This is a genomic window from Cuniculiplasma divulgatum (assembly GCF_900083515.1).
Lineage (GTDB): Archaea > Thermoplasmatota > Thermoplasmata > Thermoplasmatales > Thermoplasmataceae > Cuniculiplasma > Cuniculiplasma divulgatum.
In genome coordinates, this window is sequence record NZ_LT671858.1 from 1,627,558 (window position 1) to 1,647,237 (window position 19,680).

Below are 19,680 nucleotides of genomic sequence, written 5' to 3' on the forward strand. Positions count from 1 at the left end.
AGAAACTATTTTTCAAATTGTTTGATTTACCACATATAGGCTGAATGATTTTACAGTAATAATGACATTATCTGAAATTTTCTTGTAATTCTGAAACCAAACCTTCCATATAGATGTGAAGCCTTTTCTGTAGTCCATAAAAAGTATGCATGTCTAATTCCATTTGATTTCATGTTTATTAGTGTAGCCGTCAGAAGCTTGCCTCCTATTCCCATTGAACGGTAATCCTCCAGAACCTCAAAACATCCGAACCTCTCGCCTGGAGATGATTCAAATGGCCCTTCTCCACTTGCATACATGGAATAACCAACAATTTTATTATTTACTATAGCAATGGTGATCTGATCTAAACTTCCGTGCTTTATTACCCCATCGACTCTAAGGTAGCAATCATAGGGAAAGTTACTTCTTACCATTTTTAGGAGTTCTTCTGTTTCTTCAATTTTTAGATTTCTGATTTCTGCTTTGCCTCCTTCTTTTTGAATATATTGGTGTTCCCCTATCTCTGCTTCCATTGCTAAAGCCTCTGATTCTGCAGTGAAACCTACTTCGACAAGCGAATCGTATAGATCTGAATATTTCTCTCTATCAATGCCAGGAAAGAAATACCCCGGTGAAAAATTGGAATAAAATATACGCTGTACTCCAACCTTTTTGGCCTGTTCTATCTGTTTTTTTAGAAGTTTTATAAGATCATCTTTCTTTGTATACCCGGCAGCAAAGATCCATGCTTTCTTTTCTGTATCTTCATCTATACCATTTCTTGCACACAAGAGTGAGAATGCCCCCTCGTTTACCTGCTCACCTATTGGAACCACGTACTCATTTCTAAAATATTTCCTTTCCAGTTGAAATTGAGATGTTGGATCGAATTTATAAAACTCATTCCAGATTTCCAGAATTTTTTCCCTTTCTGTGATCTTGATCATATGTTTTGGTATTCGAAAGTGATTTAACTAGATTTTCCAAGCTTTAAGATCCTTTTTTTATAACTAATATTTTCGGACAGATTGCATTTGGTATATTACCATTCAAAGAAGAGAATATTTTTAATTTGACTTATTTTAAAATTAGAGCTTAGACTCTTAACTTATTATGATATAAAAGCATTAAAGATGGGATTTGAATATTTATAAAGACCATCAAGATATAGCTTGAATGTGTCGCATGTTTTGTTTATCTGGAGATTTCTCTAAAGAATATAAAAAAATACTGGACTCCTTTATTGAGGTCACACGAAACGATCCTCTCTCCGTAAACAGTGATGGTAGTTTAACATCACATGATCATGGATACGGATATGTAAGATACGATAGTTCTTCACTGGATTTTTTTAGATCACGAACTCCGGTGTTTGAATCTAATATTCCAGACTTCAGGTCAGGTCAGTTTATTATGCACGCCAGAAAAGCTGCCCCTGATGAACCAATTGGAACTCTAGAGAGTCATCCCCACTATGAAGTTGATGAAGATTATGAAGTATTTCTAGCGCACAATGGATGGTTTGATAAGAAAAAAATTGCGGTAGAGCTTGGTATTGAAAACTTTACGAGATATGTTGATAGTCAATTATTTCTCAAATATATCCTTTCATTCAATGGAGAATTTAGAACTCGTTTGGAGAAAACAATATCCCTTGCAAAAGAGAAGGATTTGATCAGGGCAACCGCCAATTTGATGATTCTTTCAATAGATCGCAATACGCGAAATTCCAAGTTGTATTACTATACAGATGTAAAAGAAGGTAGTGAGTATAGTGATTATGTGAAGTTGTATCACGGAAATACAGACCTGTGGAATGGAGTTTTTTCTTCCAGTATTATAAAGTCCATTTCCTTCCCTAAAAATGTTACTATGAAAGAGGTGAGGAGAGGCGTTTTAAATGAGCTCTAATTTTTCTTTTTTTGTGAACTAATCTAAGAACGATGATAATATTTTAATATGTTTTGTTTTTATAATAAATAGGCTAAATATTAACTTTCGAAATTTTACTTTCTCTAAAAATTGGCTAAAAATAATCCATAGACAAGAAATAGTAATTATTTTTTAAACCAGTTGACTAAAACTAATACGTAGTTTCAATTACTAGAGAGAATAGTTAGCGTGGTGATAAATTTTGGAACTGAGTTTGGAATTTAGATCGTTGAATGAGATCGAAAGTCTAGTAAAAAGTAATGCAATTTCCCCATGCACGGTTTTAGAAAGACTCATGGAGAGAATTCACAAACTGGACACAAAACTCAAAAGTTACACAAGATTGAATTTAAATTCCCTTGAAGAATGCGCAAAAAGAGCGAAGTCGTCGGAAAATGTAATACCAGTTTCAGTCAAAGATTTATTTGATACAAAAAATATTGAAACAAATTATGGATCAACGATTTATAGAGATCATTTTCCTTCCAAAGATTCCTCGGTTGTAGCAAATATCAAGAAAAGAAATGGTATAGTTATAGGTAAAACTGTGACTCACGAGTTTGCCCTTGGAATAATTTCTTCACCAACTAAAAACCCATGGGATTTGAGAAGAATTCCTGGAGGTTCTAGTGGAGGGTCTGCTGCGGCTGTAGCAGCCGGATTGTCGGTATTTGCTACTGGAACTGATACTGGTGGATCTATTAGAATTCCAGCGGCGATGTGTGGTGTTACTGGATTTAAACCTACTTACAACCTCATACCCAGAGGTGGAATTTACCCAGAATCCTGGTCTCTGGACCATGCAGGGCCTATAACCAGATATGCCAGTGATTTGACCCTTGAACTGGAATTAATGACCAGAAAAAACTTTATTATTAAAGGAAGAGAAAGTAAAAAATTTAAAGTGGGTGTTGCCTGGGAAATGTTTGAATACTGTGAATCCAGTGTGAAAAAAGTCTCATTAGCTGCACTTGAGAAAATTAAAAAAGAGCTGAATATTGAATATATTCATGTTAAAGAAAAATGCCTGAGATTTAAGGAAATGAAGCACTTTCATGAGATTATTGATACAAGTGAAATTGCCCTAATTCACAGGGAGAACTATGAAAAATATCCAGATAGTTATTTAGATAGCTCTATTGAGCAGATAGAAGAAGGTATGCGGGTTAAAGCTGTGGATTATGTTAATGCTAAAAGATCCAGAGAGAAATACAGGGAACTATTAGACTCACAGTTTAAGACTCTCGATATAATTATAATTCCCACATTACAGGACGTGGCCCCTCTTACAGTTCACCAAAAGAAAAGAGAGGAAGTCGATGATATATCTGAAATTGATTTTCTTTCGCCTTTAAATTATTCAGGAAATCCTGCATTAACTATTCCAGTTGGGTTTTCACATGAACTTCCTGTTGGAATGCAGATAATCGGAAAGAATAATTCAGATTTAAGATGTATTGAGTTTGCTTCTCTTGTGCAGGATCTCACTGATTGGCATAAAGCAATTCCACAGGGCTTTTCCTGAACTATCTTTGTCTGGCACGGTAATCTTAGAAACCACAAATGGCAATTGCATTGTAGGATTGGCTGTTACATAATATCTGTGGTATTGTATTTCTATGACCTTATGAGTGATGCAATTAACTACTTCCTATATATTTCTATTTAAAATTAGTATAAAATTGAGCTTTTACTGATTTATAGCTATATCCTACTTATAAGAATATATTTATCATCTCAAGTACATTACAGTACTTTGTGGAAATTGAAACCGTAATGGATCCTGATAAATTAAGAGGCATGATTCCGATAATTAAATCAGCATGGGGAATGAGCACCATGGATCAACTTGTGAAAGATATGATTGCTGCAATGAGGTTTCATGGTGGTTTGGCCCTAATTGCCATGGAAGATGAAAAAGCGGTAGGAATGCATTTTAGTTTTACTGGAAGAAGAAACGGTAAGATATACCTTTACTCACATATGACTGGAGTTCTAAGTGATAAAAAGTATTCAGGTATTGGATTCCAGTTGAAAATGAGACAAAAAGAGTGGGCTATTGAGAATGGTTTTGATCTTATAGCATGGACATATGATCCACTCATGGATTTAAATGCCAATTTTAATATTCACAAAATTGGAGCCATTTCAAGGACATATCTAAGAAATTTTTATGGAGATATGGAAGATTCGATCAATTACGGGATTCCAAGTGATAGGTTCGTGGCTGAATGGTGGATACTTGACGACAAAATAGAGCAAAAAAAACCATTGATTAGCGTCAATACAGTTGATGAAAATCAGGAACTGAATGCTAAAGAATTGCCAGATGTGATTTCATTTAAAATCCCCGTGGATTTCTTATCTATAAAAAGAAATGATAAAGATACATCACTTAATATTAGATTATCAACCAGGGCTATGATAGAAGATTTGTTTTCTGACGGATTTATAGTGACTGATTTTAAAAGAGATTCCTCATCGTATATCATGGTTAGGCGTAATAAGGAAGATTTAGAATACCATAAAAATTTTTTTACCTGACTTCGCTACACCAACTATTAATTGGTTTTGAGATTAAATTTTGTTATCACATGGTCATTATCAGGCCTAAAAGGGCTGAACGTTCTGGAAGAGTATCAAGGAGCAGATATTCATTTTCTGAATGTGCACCATCACCGACAGCTCCAAGACCATCGATTACTGGACAGTATTTAGAGCAGATATTTCCATCGCTTGCTCCAGAAACTGAAACTTCATCAATATTTAATCCAATATTGCTGGCAAGTAGCTTTACTTTTTGAAAAAGATCTTTTGTTAAATCTGTTCTGGTCATGGGTTCTCTCATTCTGTAGGTAACTGATGTTGTAGAACCTGCCAGCCCTGTTTTTAATGATTTTAGAAATAATAACACATTTTCTGCAGATTCTTCAGAGCTGTATCTAACATCTATTCCAATCTCACAGAAATCAGGTATCACATTGGTTCTTGTGCCACCATGGATCGTACCTATGTTAATTAACGTACCATCATTAATACCCGCGGAAAAGTTTTTAATTTGCTCAATTATGGAACTCATTGCATTTATTGCATTAATACCTTTCTTTGGGTCCAGTCCTGCATGCGCCGCCTTTCCAGTTATTTTCAGCATTATTGTTCCAACACCTTTTCTTTCGGTTTTGAGATTTCCATTAAGAGATGCTTCCATGACCAGAGCAAATTTAGATCTCTTTGCCTCTTCCTCGATTATTGATCTGGAGAAGGCTGAGCCTATTTCCTCATCTGACGTAATTAGTAAAACAACTTTGTTTTTTATTGTTTTATTTCTAACAAGATATTCCATGGCAAAGATAGTCTGCACCAGGCCTCCTTTCATATCAAAGACACCGGGTCCATATGCTTTTCCACTTTCAATCCTGAATGGATTTTTCTTTGTGGTTCCCTCATCAAATACGGTGTCATAATGAGTTAACAACAAAATCTGTTCCTGTGCGTCAGGGTTGAATATACATCTTATAATGTTTCCAGCAGATTCTGACCTAATTAATTCACACTTTAACCCCGTTATATGTTCTATTATATCCAGAAGGTGATTTGCAAATTTATCCAGAAGTGGTTTATTTACTGAAGGAGTTTCCATATTGACAAAATCCTCCAGCATTTGTATCATATCCATCTTTCTGCTTTTCATATAATCCATTATGTCTATGATAACACCCCTTCTTCAACTTTAAATTGTGTTAGGACTGATTCATTGATTTTGACACCTATTCCGGGAGAATTGAATGGTTTTATAATTCCATCATTCATTTCAAACAGCCTATCCACTATATCCTGACTAAAATATCTTTCGTTTGGAGATGTGTCCCCTGGGTAGTCTATGAGTTCGCTGGAAGCCATTGCTATGTTGAATGATCTTCCTATGCCAGTTTCAAGCATACCACCAATCCATGCATGTCCCTTATTATTACTGGCTATTTTTGCTATAAGATTTGAATTATAGAGTCCCCCTACCCTTCCTGGCTTAATGTTCACAACTCTACATGCACCTATTTCAAAAGCATTTTCAGCAATTTCAGGGGATGTAATAGATTCATCCAGACATATGGGTGTTGAAAGTATTTTAGCCAATTTCGAATGGTATATTATATCATCATGGTAAAGAGGTTGCTCAAGGTATATCAAATCAAATTTGTCAATTTTTTCAAGCGTCTTAAAATCCTTTACTGTATAATCACTGTTCGCGTCCGCACTGAGAGGTATATCAGGAAAGTGGTCCCTTATTGGGGCCAATATTGAAACTTCTCCTCCTTTCCTGATTTTTACCTTGATCCTTTTGTAACCCTTATCCAGCGATTGCTGAATTTTCTCAAGTGTTACATTTATTTTATCAATACCAAGTGATATTCCAGCGTTTGCATAACCTCTTGGTTTTTCATTTATAAATTCAAAAAGGGGTTTTTCTGCCACTTTAGAATGATAGTCATACAGCAACATCTCCATGGCTGCTTTTGCCATATTGTTCCCCCTGATAAAATTTGAAATCTCATTAAACTTCTCCGGAGATGGCAAATTTTGAATCAATTTCACAAGATAATTCTTAATTATATGAAATGCTGTTGTATTATCCTCTGGTCCATAGAAAGGATCTTCACTTGTGATTAGTTCTGAGAATGCTTTAATACCATCATGATTAAGTTCAAAAATGATCACATCCTTATCCAGAGTAGTTCCAAAACTTGTGGTAAATGGAGACTTCATTGGAATCTTCAACCTGTAATATTTAAGGTTCATACAAATTCGATTGATGTGATATAGATAAATATTTTGCAATGTTCTCTAGGAAATTGTAAGATTTCAACAATGTCGATTATATATTTATATTAATTTATTAACATTAACTTAAGAAATACTAGCCTTCGGGCCTAATTTTAAATTTGTAGCAAACTTAATTTAATCAGGAATAATGTGAAGAATCATGTATAGTGAGGTTAAAAGAGGTTCAGTAGAAAATAGACAATTGCTTATAGATTCTCTTGATTCAGTTTTTCGACCAGGAAATGTTCAGGGCTCATCAATGGCACTTGAATTCCCCCATCTTTTTTCTGATGATAATATAGAAAACACCTTCTATATCGATGATGGCAAAATTCCTGTTAGCCAGGCAAGTGTACTTTTATCAAAAACATGCATAAACGGAGCCATACTTGACGTTGCTTCACTTGGTTCAGTATCCACAATGAAGGATCATAGACACAAGGGTTTATCCACAAAAATCATAAACAGAATGATTGAAGTTTACAGGAATTCTGAAATAGACCTTCTCCTGGTTTCAGGGGAGATTGAACTGTATACTAAGCTCGGTTGTGTGAAAACAGGATCGGATTATTCAGCAGTAATAGAAAAAATTGGAAAAAATGAAGATATAGAACAAAATGGAAAATATTTTGTCAAACTGTCCTCACCGGAGGAAAGAATTGCTAATGCAGTAGAATACCACAGGATTCATATTAAAGAAAAGTTCAGGTACATGAGAACTTCTAAAGAATTCAGTATCTTGTTAAACGCTCTATGGTTTAAGAGAAATGGATTTCGGATGGACCTGTTTGAAATCAGAAATGAGAATGAAACTATATTAGCTTACGTTGTAGCATTCAAGAAAATAGGAGATTCAAAGTTAAAGATAATGGAATATGCAGGTTCTCGAAAGGCCATAGCCAGTTGTCTTCTCGATATAATGGCTAAAATGGAATGTAGTGAAATTAGATTCAGAGTAAACGAGGAGGATTTTAATTTTATTGAGGAGCTCTCCAGATTAAATGTTAAGCTTGTTCAGGAAAACTCACAGGGAACTTTAAAGATTCTGAATTCCCAGTCCATCTTCAGAAAATTAAGACCGCTTATAATAGAAAGAATAGGAGAATATTTTGAATTTAGGGAAATAGGCAATGAAAAGTGGTTATTTATATCTGGTTCATTAAAGAAGGAGATTAATGGATATGATGATTTAACTCACTTCATATTTGATAAGAAGGAGGGTTCTCTGGGTATTCCCCTGATGTTTACCGATGATTTGAATTATATATGATGCGCTGTCTTTGCCATTTTTTTATTTGTTATTAAAGGGATTCAAGGATATAAATTAAAAATGGTAGAAATAATAACTTTCAATCAGAAATTCTCCCTGCTTTCTGCTGATCTTCTGCACGCTGATCATAGGGGTAGGTTACCTCCAATTCACTTGCATTGTTTATCCTTGCTATATCAGCTTTTGACAGTTCCCATCCGGTTCCACCAAGATTATCCTTCAGCTGTTCAAGGTTTCTCGCCCCTATTATGGGTGAAGTAACAGCTGGATTTCTCAGAAGCCAGTTAATAGATACCTGTGCCATGCTTTTATGATTCTTCTCGGCTACTTTTTCAAGTGTGCTGATTATGTTCTTTGCCCTTCTTGTTTCGAACTGTTTGTAAAATTCGGCATTGTTTGAGTCTCCTATTCTGGTTCCTTTAGATGCACCTTCTATTCCACCTTTGTATTTTCCAGTCAGGAACCCTCCTGCAAGTGGACTCCATGGCATAACGGCAATATTTTCTTCTCTGGCCATGGGTAACAACTCAAATTCAGTGGCTCTTACGAAAATATTGTAATGGGGCTGAAGACTTACCGGTTCATTCCATCCCTTTGATCTGCATAACTGGAGTGCTTTTTCAAACTGCCATGCCCTGAAGTTACTTATTCCAATATATCTTACATAGCCATCTTCAACCATTCCATTGAGTGTTCGAAACGTTTCTTCCAGTGGAGTCAGAGCATCCCATGTGTGCAACTGTAAAAGATCTATATAATCAGTATTCAATCTCTCCAAACTTTCCTTTACTGAATGGATCAGATGTTTTCTCGATAATCCGACACCGTTTGCATGATCACTCATCCTGAATCTAGCTTTCGTTGCGATGACCAGGGATTCCCTATCCTGTCTTTTTAGCCATTCACCTATAATTGTTTCAGATTTACCGTGTGAATATACATTTGCAGTATCAATAAAGTTGCCTCCATTTTCCGTGAAATGGTCTAATATCTCATGGCTTTGAACCTCATTTGCCTGCCATCCAAAGGTCATAGTTCCAAGGCAGAGATCACTAACGAGCATACCTGTATTTCCAAATTTCTTCATTTCCATAATGGAACATATAAGCCCTTAAACTTAAAAATGTTTACCCGCGTTTTAAAATCCTTTATTAAGGCTATTCGGGACTCCAACCATTGGTCAAACAACAAGAACCAATAATACGCCCTATGATCTTTACCTGACCTGATTTATCAACACTGCGCAATTGCATACCAATATCCTCTCAACAACAGAAACATCATAATTTCTGTTGCAGACATAAGATATATTAGAAATGATGTATCTTCCAAAGAATGAAAAATGTCCAATCTATCTCTTATCATAACATGTTTCTTCCGATTTCTCTTTTTCATTGATATTATCCCCTTGTTTCCCGTTGAATATTAGATCGCCAGCAAAATTCACCTACCACTATTTATATCATTAAGTGGAATTGCATATCTATTGCCCATGAAGTTTGTCCGCGAAGTAATAATATATATTTAATAAATCATAAGCAGTATGCATGAGAATGTATTCATGACCTAGAATAGAATCTATACTTCAGGTTTTTCTGAGAGAATTTTATGGCAGAAAATTTTAATCAGTTTAAGGGTGTTCTTTCCTTCAAATTAAATCAATACATATTAGGCAAGCGCATCACCTGATTTGATAGGGTAATTTCATGTTTAATCTCAGTCTATTGGTGGATATAACAGTAAATTGAGGTAAATAGAAAATATTTGTTAGCCTTCATCCTGCCATACGAAGCGGGAAATTGAGATGCCAACTGCCTGAGTTAGTCTAATTTTATGTTAAAAAATGATGATTTAAAGAATGAAAAGTGTTTATAACCCTTTTACATTTATAATACAGATGCTAGGAAATGAAGGTAACTTGAAAACACTGAGTTGCGAAAATATTCTTGGAAGGGAATTAAATGATGTGGAAAAAAAGTATGCACCTCAGAAGCTCTTTGTAAAGGGATCAATTCCTTTACCCATATATAAACCTAGGATATCAGTTGTTGGAACCAGGAAGCCCTCTGAAGTTGGAATAAATATTACCAAGAACTTGGTCAGATTGTTAGTTAAAAATGGTATTGCTATATTTAGTGGGTTGGCACGAGGAATAGATACTGTTGCGCACAAAACAGCAATAGAAGAAAATGGTGATACCATTGCGGTGCTGGGTACTCCAATTAATCGTTATTACCCACCTGAAAATAAAGAATTACAAGAACTCATGGAAAGAAGACAGCTGGTTATAAGCCAATTTGACATGGGTCACTATACTAACAAAAGGGACTTTTTAACGAGAAACAGACTAATGGCACTTCTCTCTGATATTACTATAATAATGGAGGCAGGTGAAGTAAGTGGCTCAATTTCTCAGGGATGGGAGACACTAAGATTGGGTAGAAAGCTTTACATATGTTCTCCTACTTTTGAGAATGAAAGCCTTGAATGGCCAAGGGAAATGCAAAAATATGGTGCAAACGAACTTGATATAGGTAATGTTGAACTGATATTAGAAGAAACATCAAATTATGTTAAGGCAAGTATGGATGATCAGTAACAAAAATGAACTTCATTATATTTCCATACTCTCATATCTGCCAAAAAAATACCTTCAAAGTATAACAGATAAAGACACTCTTAAGGATGCAATAAAATCAATTGATATAATGAGAACCTTGAAACAAAACCTTCATGTGATATCTCAAGGAAAGAGCATTCCCATCACAGAATGGTTGACTCATTATATCACACATGCAAATCAAGATAATTTAGGTTTAGACTTTGATAATTTTTTTAGGTCAGACACTGTATTAATCCCTGTCCCCAGAAGCATTATTATTAAAAAGGATACTCTTTGGGTTCCTAAAGACATCGCTACTACTTTCAGCAAAAAGATGAACTTAAAAATGATCCCTCTTCTAACGAGATTAACTCCAGTTAATGTTTCTTCTAAAAGTTTACCTAATAATAGACCTAAACCACTCGATCACTTTAATTCCTTATCATTATCAAAAGGCATGGATAGTCAAATTAGAAACATAGTAACAAATAAATTGGGAATTATTCTTGTGGATGACGTGATAACGAGAGGTTCCACTTTAATGGGATGTTACTGGAAAATTTTGGAAATTTTTAAATCGTATCAGTATTACCCACAAATATCGGGCTTTTGTGCAATGAGAACTATTAGTAATAGTCTTGAGTTTAGGAAACCAATTGACCCCCACGAAGGAGATATTACATATAGAGATTCAAATGGTGATACCTTGAGAACGTGATTGACACACAGAGAAACCATCGTGGAAATGGTATCATGATTTTGCCTTAAATTTCAAGAAAGTGTAAGAAGTCTAGATGAAAGATGAGTTTGGTCTATTCAGTTTCGATTAAATGGACATATAGAACTCATTCATGAAAAATAATTAAATCACAATCAGCATATACCCCATAATGAAATTAATCGAGAATTGGTTTTCGGAAAGGTATTCAGATAACCTTCAGCTGTCTTTTAGAGTTAGTGATCAGTTGTTATCAGTAAAAACTGATTTCCAGAGAATTGACGTTTTTGAAACCTACGATTTTGGAAAACTACTTTCCATAGACGGAACTGTTCAGCTAACAGAAAAAGATGAATTCGTTTATCATGACATGATAACAAGGATGCCCTTTTACTATGCAGATAAGATACCTGAAAAAGCACTGATAATTGGGGGTGGAGATGGAGGAGCTGCTGGGGAATTATTGAAGCTTGGACTTAAATCCATAATTAATGTTGAGATCGATGGCCAGGTTGTAGAAGTCTGCAGGAAGCATTTTCCAAAATTAACTGCTTCATTCAATGATCCTAAGGTGAAACTTATTGTGGATGATGGAATAAAGTATGCAAGGAACACAAAGGAAAAATTTGATATTATAATTGTAGATTCCACTGATCCTGTAGGTCCAGCAGAAGATCTATTTAATGAAGAGTTTTACTCCAATGTATCCAGAATTCTGAATGATGGTGGAGTGGTAGTTACCCAGTCTGGATCACCATTCTACCAGCCCAGGGGAATTGAACTGGCCAATAAAGGAATGAGAAAATCCTTCCCTCATGTGGCAAGTTATGTGGCATTCATTCCAACCTATCCAAGTGGCTTCTGGAGTTTTACCATGGCAAAGAAAAGCCAGATTAAACTTAGAACAGAAAATGTGGAGAAGGGTGAATATTTCAATCTTGAAATAGCAAAATCAAGTTTTGCACTTCCAGAGTTTGCAAAAAAACTCACGCTTTGATTTTCCAGAAACTCTTCTTATTTTGTAGCATCTGCTGGTAGAGGCTACCATGCTCCCTTGCAATTTTTTCCAGTTTTTTCATGTTTTTCATAAAGTGAGATTTACTATCTGAGTTGATATTTTTCATGAAGAATCTGTCATCATCAATCCACTTATACACATAGTACAGGAAAGCCCCGCTTACGAATAAAGAAATGATAAATACCCAGTCGTTCCAGTTTCCTATGGTGTTCATCCCAAATGAGTATGTGTTTACTGCTCCGTTGTGGAAGAAAATGTAATTTGTCGAAAATAGCAGGAATATTAATCCAACCACTGCAATTACAAGATAGAAATATAGTGAGAATTCTCTTAATTTTGATGCCATCAGTCAACACATATATATTTTAAATTATAAACTTAGTCCTCTATTCCTAGATAACTGATAAAACTCCTTAAGGCATTGATCCTGTGAGAATGCTGATTCTTTTCCTCAATGCTCATTTCTGCCAGTGTTTTTTCGCAGTTTTCCGGTACAAATACTGGATCGAATCCAAATCCTGTTTTGCCCTTTTCTTCCTCTGCAATTTTCCCATTCAATTTTCCCTGAAATGTCAGAACATTCGCTCCATCGAAATAAGAAATAACTGTCAGGAAATAGGCTGATCTTTCTTTATTTTTCAGGAGATCCAGAATTCCTTCGTTTCCTATTGTCTTTGAAATATACGATGAATATGGCCCTGGAAACCCCTTAAGTGAATTTATATACAATCCTGTGTCTTCCAGAAAGAATTTATCATCCATCTGTCTGGACAATTTCACTGCACTGTCCCTTGATATTTCCTCTGTTGATTCTCCCTGAATTTCCTCGTATTTCATCTTTACCCACTGGCATTCGATTCCAAGTTGTCCAAGAAATGCCGATATTTCATTGTATTTATGCATGTTACTTGTGAGAAATTTTAACTTCATGCATATCTCCTCCTTTTCTCTATATCATGAAGCACATTTATTACCTCGTTGCTAGTTTCACTCATTTTGCGGTAAATTTCTTCAAATCTATCATATGGCTCGCTTCCGTAAATTGAAATCATGCTTTCCTTCAGAAGTCTTATATCATATGCCTTATCGGTAACCGTTTTTGATATTTTTCCCATGCTTGGGTCAAGAATGTAAAGTGTGTTATCATGTATGATCATATTGTTCAATGTCAGATCTCCATGAATTATATCCCTTTCGTGGAGCTTTGAAACAGATTCTGCTATCTCTTCCAACAGTTTCTTATCCATTTTTTCAATGTTTGACGCCTGAGTTCCATGTATTTTTTCCATCTCAAAACTTACTCTGTCTTCATTAATTGAAAATACAGCAGGTACATTTATGCCTGCTTCCATCATTCTGTGGAGCATTACTATTTCATTTTTCATTCTTTTATTTCTCAGTTTTAGATCCAGTTCTACATTCCTGTAAGACTTTCTTATTCTTTCCTTTACTATTGAATCATAGTCGTGGAATTTTCCCTCAGTTATAACAGATTCTGCCCCCCTGTTGCTATATATAATATTCATCTCCGAAACCCATGGAGTGTTAACTTCATCAATTCTATACATCTGGTCAATTGCAGTATCTTCAATCTTCTGTGACCCAAAATTGTTATATGTGAGAATTGCAGCCTGTCCTATCATCGCACCATTATCCATACAGTATTTTTCCGGTGTTTCAAAAACCCTGATCTCAAGATCGTCTGCCATTCTTGAAATCATTTCCTTCAATCTGCTGTTTCTTGCAACCCCACCTGCCAGGAGTATTTCATTTTTTCCCGATGTGTATAACGCTCTCTCAAGAGTTTCTACAAGCATGGAGAACGATATTTCCTGAATGCTGAATGAGACATCATTTTCGCTCTCCCCCTTTTTTAGTAAATTTTTTGCCGCCGTGTATATGCCAGAAAATGAGCAGTCCATTCCATTGACTGAATATGGAAGATCAAGTAGTCTTGATCCATTGAGTGCCATTCTTTCAATTTCGGGTCCACCCGGAAATGGAAATCCCATATCTCTGGCTATTTTGTCCAGCATATTTCCAATTCCGATGTCAAGTGTTTCACCAAATACCCTGTATCTACCGTTCTTGTGTGCTATTATCTGTGTATTACCCCCTGAAACGTATAGCATTACTGGGTCATTTGCACCAGTTTCCCTCCTTCCGATTTCTATGTGCCCAAGAGGGTGATTTACCCCTACAATTGGTATATGGAGCTTTAACGCCATAGCCCTGGCAGCAACTGCTGTTATTTTCAGCGATGGAGGGAGACCTGGACCTTTTGAAAATCCCACCATTTCTATGTCATTTTCCGAGAATCCAGATTCCTTGATTGCAGTATGAATTACATCAACAACATTTTCAAAATGAAAATTTGCAGCTTCTCGGGGATTTATTCCACCCTTTTCCGGTTTATATGTTCTGGATACCATGGAGTATATTTGTTTCTCATCCAGTATGGATGCGCTTGTAGTATGAGCTGTGCCCTCAAGTCCCAGAGTTAGCATTGAAATGCATATGTCAGATCTTTATTTAATTATGATCAGGCCTTATTGTAAGTAAAAAGAGCGTATATTGTGGCAATGAAGAGTATTCCAGCTCCTATTGAACCGTAAGCAAGTGTTTTGAGCCTGTTCTTTAAGGTTCTGGTTGCAACGGAACCTGCGAAAACCATGGATGCAACAGCTGATGAAGTGGTACTTAACCTGTATAATATGTCTAAATTAGAAATATGACCATGAAAATGAAATCCAATCATGCTGAATATAGCGGGTATGAATCCCCTGAAATGTAACACTTCAAGAAAGATAAGTCCCTTTAGGAGAATAACTACAAGAAATACAATTGGAAGGGTGTATGTGAATATCTGCTCAAACTTATAGAATTTATTTGCTTTTTTCAGAGAGCCGTTTCTTAGACTCTTGAAGAATGTTCTCCATCCAGTCCTCGACCATCTTATGTTCTGTTTCATATAACTTTTTATGCTGTCCTTGGGGAGGGTTGTTACCCTTGCTTCAAAGGATTTTGTAGCGACATAGCCCTTACCAATTATGTATGAGGTAAGGTCTGCATCGTCACCACCTCCATAATATGGAATGTTTCCCTGAATCTTGAAATCATAAAATTCTGGTGATGTTATGTATTTTCCAACCACATCCATCCTGTAAGATCCGAAGCCACCATCTATCAGCATTACACTTCCGAAATGCTTCATTGATCTCTGGATGATTTCCTTTGATCTCTCTATGAATTGAGAGGCATAGGATACAAACTTACCATCCATGGTGTCAAATGTTATATTACCGCCAACACCTCCTACTCTGGGCGAGTATTCTTTCATGATATTTCCGATGGCATCAGATTCAGGGATCATATCCCCATCCATGAACACTACCACTTTCGTCTTTACTTTTGAAACTCCAAGAGCCATTGCTTTTCTTTTTCCTGAATGTATTCCAGTGGATAGAAAGGTAACACCTTCATCCCTGCACATGGAAAGATATGGTTGCTCAACACCATCCCCTACTACTATTATTTCACTGACCTGATCTCTGACTGAAGCTATGGCCCTTTTCAGATGCTCCACTGATTCGTTGAACACAGTTATAACAATAGTTGCATCCTGCGGTGTTAATCCCTCGGATTTTTCTTTAGGTGTATTCCTTTTTCTTGAAAGATATGAATTTAAAAGGTAATATGTAACGGAGAGTACGGATGAAACCGCCGTGATGGTAATAAAAAGGAGGAATTCTATTCGCATTTAATACTATAGTATATTACTGAGTAATACTAATAAGTTAGTGGTACGACTATTTAGTACATATAGTCTCTGTATCTGTATTTAACGAAAATCAGTTGAAGACAGGTTCCTTTTCTCTGACAAATGTGCCATTTCTCAGATCTTTAAGTGCTTCGTTCAACTGTTCCCTTGTATTCATGACCACAGGGCCATACCACTCAATATGTTCATCGGTGGGATTTCCTGCTATAAACATTATATCGCTTTCCCTTTCCCTTCCCTTAATTTCTATGTAGTCTCCGTTCCTCGAAAATATGAAAGCTTTTCTTTCTGTCATCTCTGTTTCTCCATTTATCCTCACATTACCGGAAAAGTTGAACATAATGGCCCTCTTTCTTTCGAGGTTACTCAGTTCGATGCTGTCCCCTTCCTTTATCTTTATATGATAATAATGAAGACTGAGGTCGTATGGAGATCTGTATGGCCCGGTGGCGTCTCCAAATTCTCCGGCAAATACCTTTACAATCGATCCGTTATCCGTTTTGTACTGAGGTATATCAGATGATTTGTAATATGCATATTCTGGTGTTTTCATCTTTCTTTCTGCTGGGGTGTTCACCCATAACTGCAACCCCAGAACTGTCCTGTCGAAGTTTTTATCGTTACTCCCTTTCATATTTAATGATGCTGGCATTTCCTGGTGAAAAATACCACTACCAGCACTCATATCCTGTACATCACCTGGATAGATGGTGCCCTTATTTCCGTTGCTATCCTCATGATCCGTTTTACCCTTTACCTGGTATGTGATGGTCTCAATTCCTCTGTGAGGATGCCATGGAAATCCCTTTTCGTACTCCGATGGTTCAGATGAGCCGAAATAATCAAGCAGAAGAAATGGGTCGGTGTATTCAAATGTAGAAGGCCCGCCAAAAACTCTCAGAAGCCTGACACCTGCACCATCTATTGTGTAATTACCACTCATTTCAGCTTCAATAGATTTGCTTTTGATATTCATATATAAGGAATCAAAAAATGAGAATAAGCATTATCGTTTTGTTTTACTTTTGTTACCTAATTTACTTTTTGGCAACTACCTTGCATTTTTCCTGAATAAAGTTTCCATAATCTTTTTCTCAGCATTTCTTATGTGATATAGTGTGGTAACCTTTGATGCTCCATTGTCTAAAGAAATCTCTTCCAGCCCATTTTTTCTGGGCCATTCATAATAGCCCGAATTAATGGCAACCTTCAGGGTTTCAATTTCCCTGTCTGTCAAACCATACAATGACGGGGAGGCACTGTGCAGAATATTTCCAGAGATTATATCTGATATGGATACCCTGTCGATAATCTGCCTTTCCACAACATTTTCTCTTCCAACTTTATCAACTATATTCTCAAGATCTGCCCTGAATCTTGATACCAGACGGAAATTCTCTATTCCATTTCTTGCAATTATAGGGAAGAGCATAAAAACATCCTGATTCATCACTGCCTTTAACATTCCATGCCCTATCTTATATGAATCAACAAACATGTTTCCCTTTAATGTTGATGTTTCATAACTCCTGAAATCACCCTTTAACACTTCTAATACCTGATCACTTTCTCTTTTGGCGACTGTCAAAATAACGTGGTTCAGGTTTCCCTTTATAATTCTTGCATTCTGGATCAGAATCGAGTCTGGACTATAACCACTGGCATTTGCTATGCTGCATTTACCTCCGACTCCCATTTCTAAATAATACAATGCGCTATGCATGAAGTGGATAAACTTAAATCTTTTGAAGGTGCCCACTGCATATTAATAGTATGAATGCATTTTTTGGTCGTGAGGACTCAAAAAACCGCAGCAGAGAAGATTTTTTCTGAAAAGTCAGGAATGGATGCCCACTCTGGAGAATATGTATGGGCAGTTCCGGATCTGGTTTACATGCATGATGTTCTTGGCCCTTCCTCGATTAAAGCTCTCAGGGAGATATCAGGAGGAAAGACAAGGTATAAGGGAAGGGTAATTGTTGTAAATGATCATATATTTCCTCCAAAGGATATTGAAAGCTCCAATAACATAAAAAATATGAATGAAACTTCAGAAAGTGAAGGATGGGAAACTATTCCATTTGGAGAAGGCATAGAACACACGTTGCTAATTGAAAATGGAATAATAAAACCAGGTATGCTTGTTGTGGGTACAGATTCACATACAGTTACTGCTGGTGCAGCTGGTGCCATGGGAGTAGGTCTTGGTTCTACTGACATTGGATCTCTACTGGCAATGGGAAAACAGTGGTTCAAGGTGCCCGAAACTATACTGCTCAATGTATATGGGAGAAAGGGGAAGTACATTACTGGAAAAGACCTGATTTTAATGGTTCTAAAAGATATAGGAGTGAATGGAGCTAATTATGCTTCCATGGAATTTCATCTTCAGAAAGATACTTCTTTTAACATGGATGATGATCTATCAATTGCAAATATGACCGTTGAAGCAGGAGCTAAAACGTGCATTGTAAAGAATTCAAGTATTTTAGAAAGTAATGAATTTCCAGAGAGCGATGCTGGTTCAGAATATACAGAAAAACAGTATGATATTTCTGAGCTGGAACCTCAGATTTCGATGCCATACTCACCCGGAAATGTAACGGATGCGAGAGAACTGGAGGGAACCGAGGTAAATCAGGTATACATCGGAAATTGCTCTAATGGCACAATAAGTGACCTGAGGGAGGCTGCTTCTGTCCTGAAGGGTAGGCGTGTTAAAAAAGATGTGAAGATGATAATTATCCCGGCAACAAGGAAAATATTCAAGCAGGCAATAAGTGAGGGGTTGATAGATATATTTATTGATTCGGGAGCAACAGTTGGGCCATCAACATGCGGGGCGTGCGCTGGTCTGCATATGGGAGTGCTTGCTGAAAATGAGGTGTGCATAACAAACATAAACAGAAATTTCAGGGGGAGAATGGGTCACCCAACAAGCAAGGTATATCTTGCAAACTCATACGTTTCAGCTGAGAGCGCAGTAAAGGGATATATACATGTGCCAGGTGAATAAGTTGGTATCTGTTTTTTTATTAGGAGATAATATTGATACTGACAATATTGCCCCTGGAGGATACCTGCATCTGTCCATAGAGAAGCAGGTTGAGCACTGTCTTGAATCAATAATAGATGGTTTTTCTAACAAAGTTACAAAGGGAGATATAATAGTTGCTGGGGAAAACTTTGGTACTGGTTCCTCAAGAGAACAGGCGCCGGTTCTTCTAAAGACTATTGGGATTCAGGCCGTGTTTGCCAGAAGTTTTTCAAGATTGTTTTTCAGGAACGCAATCAATGTTGGACTGTACCCGGGAATATATAAAGGTAATATTCCATTTTCAAACGAAGAAAAAGTGAATATTGATTTCGAACATTGCAAAATAAAAGGTGATCTTGGTATTTTGCCATTCGATTCACCTAAAGGAATTCTGAAGGAAATACTTGATTCGGGCGGGATGGTTAATTACGCGAGAAAAATTATAGAATGAGTATATGAGAGGTCAATGGTTTTAGATTGCATTATGTGAATAAGGAGAAACCAAATATTGAAATGATCTCT

At 36.4% G+C, this 19,680-nt stretch carries 19 protein-coding genes; 9 read left to right on the top strand and 10 right to left on the bottom strand.

From position 1 onward, the window contains the following. Positions 1-50: 50 nt before the first annotated feature. Entirely contained in the window at positions 51-929 is an 879-nt protein-coding gene (locus CSP5_RS08035; protein WP_148690100.1) for a GNAT family N-acetyltransferase, read from the bottom strand. 238 nt (positions 930-1,167) lie between these two features. On the opposite strand from CSP5_RS08035, the gene CSP5_RS08040 reads away from it, so the two are divergent. The 3 genes from CSP5_RS08040 (at position 1,168) to CSP5_RS08050 (ending at position 4,458) form a co-directional block, all read left to right on the top strand. Continuing rightward, positions 1,168-1,893, top strand: a complete 726-nt coding sequence (locus CSP5_RS08040) for a hypothetical protein (protein WP_077076603.1) — start codon at positions 1,168-1,170, stop codon at positions 1,891-1,893. Between the two features lie 250 nt (positions 1,894-2,143). After that, a complete protein-coding gene (locus CSP5_RS08045) occupies positions 2,144-3,439 on the top strand; it encodes an amidase (protein ID WP_277868686.1) in 1,296 nt (431 codons plus the stop codon). A gap of 233 nt (positions 3,440-3,672) precedes the next feature. Beyond that, positions 3,673-4,458, top strand: a complete 786-nt coding sequence (locus tag CSP5_RS08050) for a hypothetical protein (RefSeq protein WP_077076605.1) — start codon at positions 3,673-3,675, stop codon at positions 4,456-4,458. A gap of 46 nt (positions 4,459-4,504) precedes the next feature. Here CSP5_RS08050 and CSP5_RS08055 read toward each other — a convergent pair whose 3' ends face one another. Together CSP5_RS08055 and menC are read right to left on the bottom strand one after the other, a co-directional pair. Next, positions 4,505-5,614, bottom strand: coding sequence for a M20 family metallopeptidase (locus CSP5_RS08055; protein ID WP_077076606.1), 1,110 nt, complete (start codon positions 5,612-5,614; stop codon positions 4,505-4,507). 5 nt (positions 5,615-5,619) lie between these two features. Continuing rightward, a complete protein-coding gene (menC, locus tag CSP5_RS08060) occupies positions 5,620-6,708 on the bottom strand; it encodes an o-succinylbenzoate synthase (RefSeq protein WP_077076607.1) in 1,089 nt (362 codons plus the stop codon). Between the two features lie 184 nt (positions 6,709-6,892). On the opposite strand from menC, the gene CSP5_RS08065 reads away from it, so the two are divergent. Continuing rightward, positions 6,893-8,002, top strand: a complete 1,110-nt coding sequence (locus CSP5_RS08065; RefSeq protein WP_077076608.1) for a GNAT family N-acetyltransferase — start codon at positions 6,893-6,895, stop codon at positions 8,000-8,002. A gap of 79 nt (positions 8,003-8,081) precedes the next feature. On the opposite strand, the gene CSP5_RS08070 is transcribed toward CSP5_RS08065, so the two are convergent. Then, on the bottom strand, positions 8,082-9,095 hold the full coding sequence (locus tag CSP5_RS08070) for an aldo/keto reductase (RefSeq protein ID WP_077076609.1): 1,014 nt from the start codon (positions 9,093-9,095) through the stop codon (positions 8,082-8,084). Between the two features lie 765 nt (positions 9,096-9,860). On the opposite strand from CSP5_RS08070, the gene CSP5_RS08075 reads away from it, so the two are divergent. The 3 genes from CSP5_RS08075 to speE all read left to right on the top strand — a co-directional run bounded on the left by CSP5_RS08075 (position 9,861) and on the right by speE (position 12,319). After that, complete coding sequence (locus CSP5_RS08075) at positions 9,861-10,601, top strand: DNA processing protein DprA (protein ID WP_021790439.1); 741 nt, start codon at positions 9,861-9,863, stop codon at positions 10,599-10,601. Further along, positions 10,591-11,322 (top strand): hypothetical protein, encoded by a 732-nt coding sequence (locus tag CSP5_RS08080; protein ID WP_077076610.1) that lies wholly within the window; start codon positions 10,591-10,593, stop codon positions 11,320-11,322. The genes CSP5_RS08075 and CSP5_RS08080 overlap by 11 nt, the downstream gene beginning before the upstream one ends. Before the next feature lie 172 nt (positions 11,323-11,494). Further along, positions 11,495-12,319 carry a polyamine aminopropyltransferase gene (gene speE / locus CSP5_RS08085; RefSeq protein ID WP_021790436.1) on the top strand — a complete coding sequence of 275 codons (825 nt, stop codon included), beginning with the start codon at positions 11,495-11,497 and terminating at the stop codon, positions 12,317-12,319. On the opposite strand, the gene CSP5_RS08090 is transcribed toward speE, so the two are convergent. The 6 genes from CSP5_RS08090 to CSP5_RS08115 form a co-directional block, all read right to left on the bottom strand. Then, positions 12,309-12,686 (bottom strand): DUF3198 domain-containing protein, encoded by a 378-nt coding sequence (locus CSP5_RS08090; RefSeq protein WP_021790435.1) that lies wholly within the window; start codon positions 12,684-12,686, stop codon positions 12,309-12,311. The two genes, speE and CSP5_RS08090, sit on opposite strands and share 11 nt — an antisense overlap. A 32-nt stretch (positions 12,687-12,718) precedes the next feature. Beyond that, positions 12,719-13,270 carry an XTP/dITP diphosphatase gene (locus CSP5_RS08095; RefSeq protein ID WP_077076611.1) on the bottom strand — a complete coding sequence of 184 codons (552 nt, stop codon included), beginning with the start codon at positions 13,268-13,270 and terminating at the stop codon, positions 12,719-12,721. After that, the gene (locus CSP5_RS08100) at positions 13,267-14,847 is read right to left on the bottom strand and encodes a bifunctional N(6)-L-threonylcarbamoyladenine synthase/serine/threonine protein kinase (protein WP_021790433.1); all 1,581 of its coding nucleotides are present in this window, start codon (positions 14,845-14,847) and stop codon (positions 13,267-13,269) included. Before CSP5_RS08100 ends, CSP5_RS08095 begins: the two co-directional genes overlap by 4 nt. A 35-nt stretch (positions 14,848-14,882) precedes the next feature. Beyond that, complete coding sequence (locus CSP5_RS08105; RefSeq protein ID WP_021790432.1) at positions 14,883-16,100, bottom strand: glycosyltransferase; 1,218 nt, start codon at positions 16,098-16,100, stop codon at positions 14,883-14,885. A gap of 91 nt (positions 16,101-16,191) precedes the next feature. Further along, the gene (locus CSP5_RS08110) at positions 16,192-17,097 is read right to left on the bottom strand and encodes a pirin family protein (protein WP_021790431.1); all 906 of its coding nucleotides are present in this window, start codon (positions 17,095-17,097) and stop codon (positions 16,192-16,194) included. Positions 17,098-17,172: 75 nt separating this feature from the next. Beyond that, complete coding sequence (locus tag CSP5_RS08115) at positions 17,173-17,844, bottom strand: helix-turn-helix domain-containing protein (RefSeq protein WP_021790430.1); 672 nt, start codon at positions 17,842-17,844, stop codon at positions 17,173-17,175. Between the two features lie 54 nt (positions 17,845-17,898). On the opposite strand from CSP5_RS08115, the gene CSP5_RS08120 reads away from it, so the two are divergent. Continuing rightward, positions 17,899-19,137, top strand: a complete 1,239-nt coding sequence (locus tag CSP5_RS08120) for an aconitase/3-isopropylmalate dehydratase large subunit family protein (RefSeq protein ID WP_021790429.1) — start codon at positions 17,899-17,901, stop codon at positions 19,135-19,137. A 1-nt stretch (position 19,138) separates the two neighbouring features. Further along, on the top strand, positions 19,139-19,609 hold the full coding sequence (locus tag CSP5_RS08125; protein ID WP_021790428.1) for a LeuD/DmdB family oxidoreductase small subunit: 471 nt from the start codon (positions 19,139-19,141) through the stop codon (positions 19,607-19,609). Positions 19,610-19,680 lie beyond the last annotated feature (71 nt).

What these genes read in the sequence shown, in the direction of transcription:
- CSP5_RS08120 (WP_021790429.1), top strand. Translation starts at nt 17,899, where the DNA reads ATGCATTTTTTGGTCGTGAGGACTCAAAAAACCGCAGCAGAGAAGATT.
- CSP5_RS08035 (WP_148690100.1), bottom strand. Translation starts at nt 929, where the DNA reads ATGATCAAGATCACAGAAAGGGAAAAAATTCTGGAAATCTGGAATGAG.
- CSP5_RS08110 (WP_021790431.1), bottom strand. Translation starts at nt 17,097, where the DNA reads ATGAATATCAAAAGCAAATCTATTGAAGCTGAAATGAGTGGTAATTAC.
- CSP5_RS08065 (WP_077076608.1), top strand. Translation starts at nt 6,893, where the DNA reads ATGTATAGTGAGGTTAAAAGAGGTTCAGTAGAAAATAGACAATTGCTT.
- CSP5_RS08115 (WP_021790430.1), bottom strand. Translation starts at nt 17,844, where the DNA reads ATGCATAGCGCATTGTATTATTTAGAAATGGGAGTCGGAGGTAAATGC.
- CSP5_RS08090 (WP_021790435.1), bottom strand. Translation starts at nt 12,686, where the DNA reads ATGGCATCAAAATTAAGAGAATTCTCACTATATTTCTATCTTGTAATT.
- menC (WP_077076607.1), bottom strand. Translation starts at nt 6,708, where the DNA reads ATGAACCTTAAATATTACAGGTTGAAGATTCCAATGAAGTCTCCATTT.
- CSP5_RS08070 (WP_077076609.1), bottom strand. Translation starts at nt 9,095, where the DNA reads ATGGAAATGAAGAAATTTGGAAATACAGGTATGCTCGTTAGTGATCTC.
- CSP5_RS08105 (WP_021790432.1), bottom strand. Translation starts at nt 16,100, where the DNA reads ATGCGAATAGAATTCCTCCTTTTTATTACCATCACGGCGGTTTCATCC.
- CSP5_RS08055 (WP_077076606.1), bottom strand. Translation starts at nt 5,614, where the DNA reads ATGGATTATATGAAAAGCAGAAAGATGGATATGATACAAATGCTGGAG.
- CSP5_RS08075 (WP_021790439.1), top strand. Translation starts at nt 9,861, where the DNA reads ATGAAAAGTGTTTATAACCCTTTTACATTTATAATACAGATGCTAGGA.
- CSP5_RS08040 (WP_077076603.1), top strand. Translation starts at nt 1,168, where the DNA reads ATGTTTTGTTTATCTGGAGATTTCTCTAAAGAATATAAAAAAATACTG.
- CSP5_RS08100 (WP_021790433.1), bottom strand. Translation starts at nt 14,847, where the DNA reads ATGCTAACTCTGGGACTTGAGGGCACAGCTCATACTACAAGCGCATCC.
- CSP5_RS08080 (WP_077076610.1), top strand. Translation starts at nt 10,591, where the DNA reads ATGATCAGTAACAAAAATGAACTTCATTATATTTCCATACTCTCATAT.
- CSP5_RS08095 (WP_077076611.1), bottom strand. Translation starts at nt 13,270, where the DNA reads ATGAAGTTAAAATTTCTCACAAGTAACATGCATAAATACAATGAAATA.
- speE (WP_021790436.1), top strand. Translation starts at nt 11,495, where the DNA reads ATGAAATTAATCGAGAATTGGTTTTCGGAAAGGTATTCAGATAACCTT.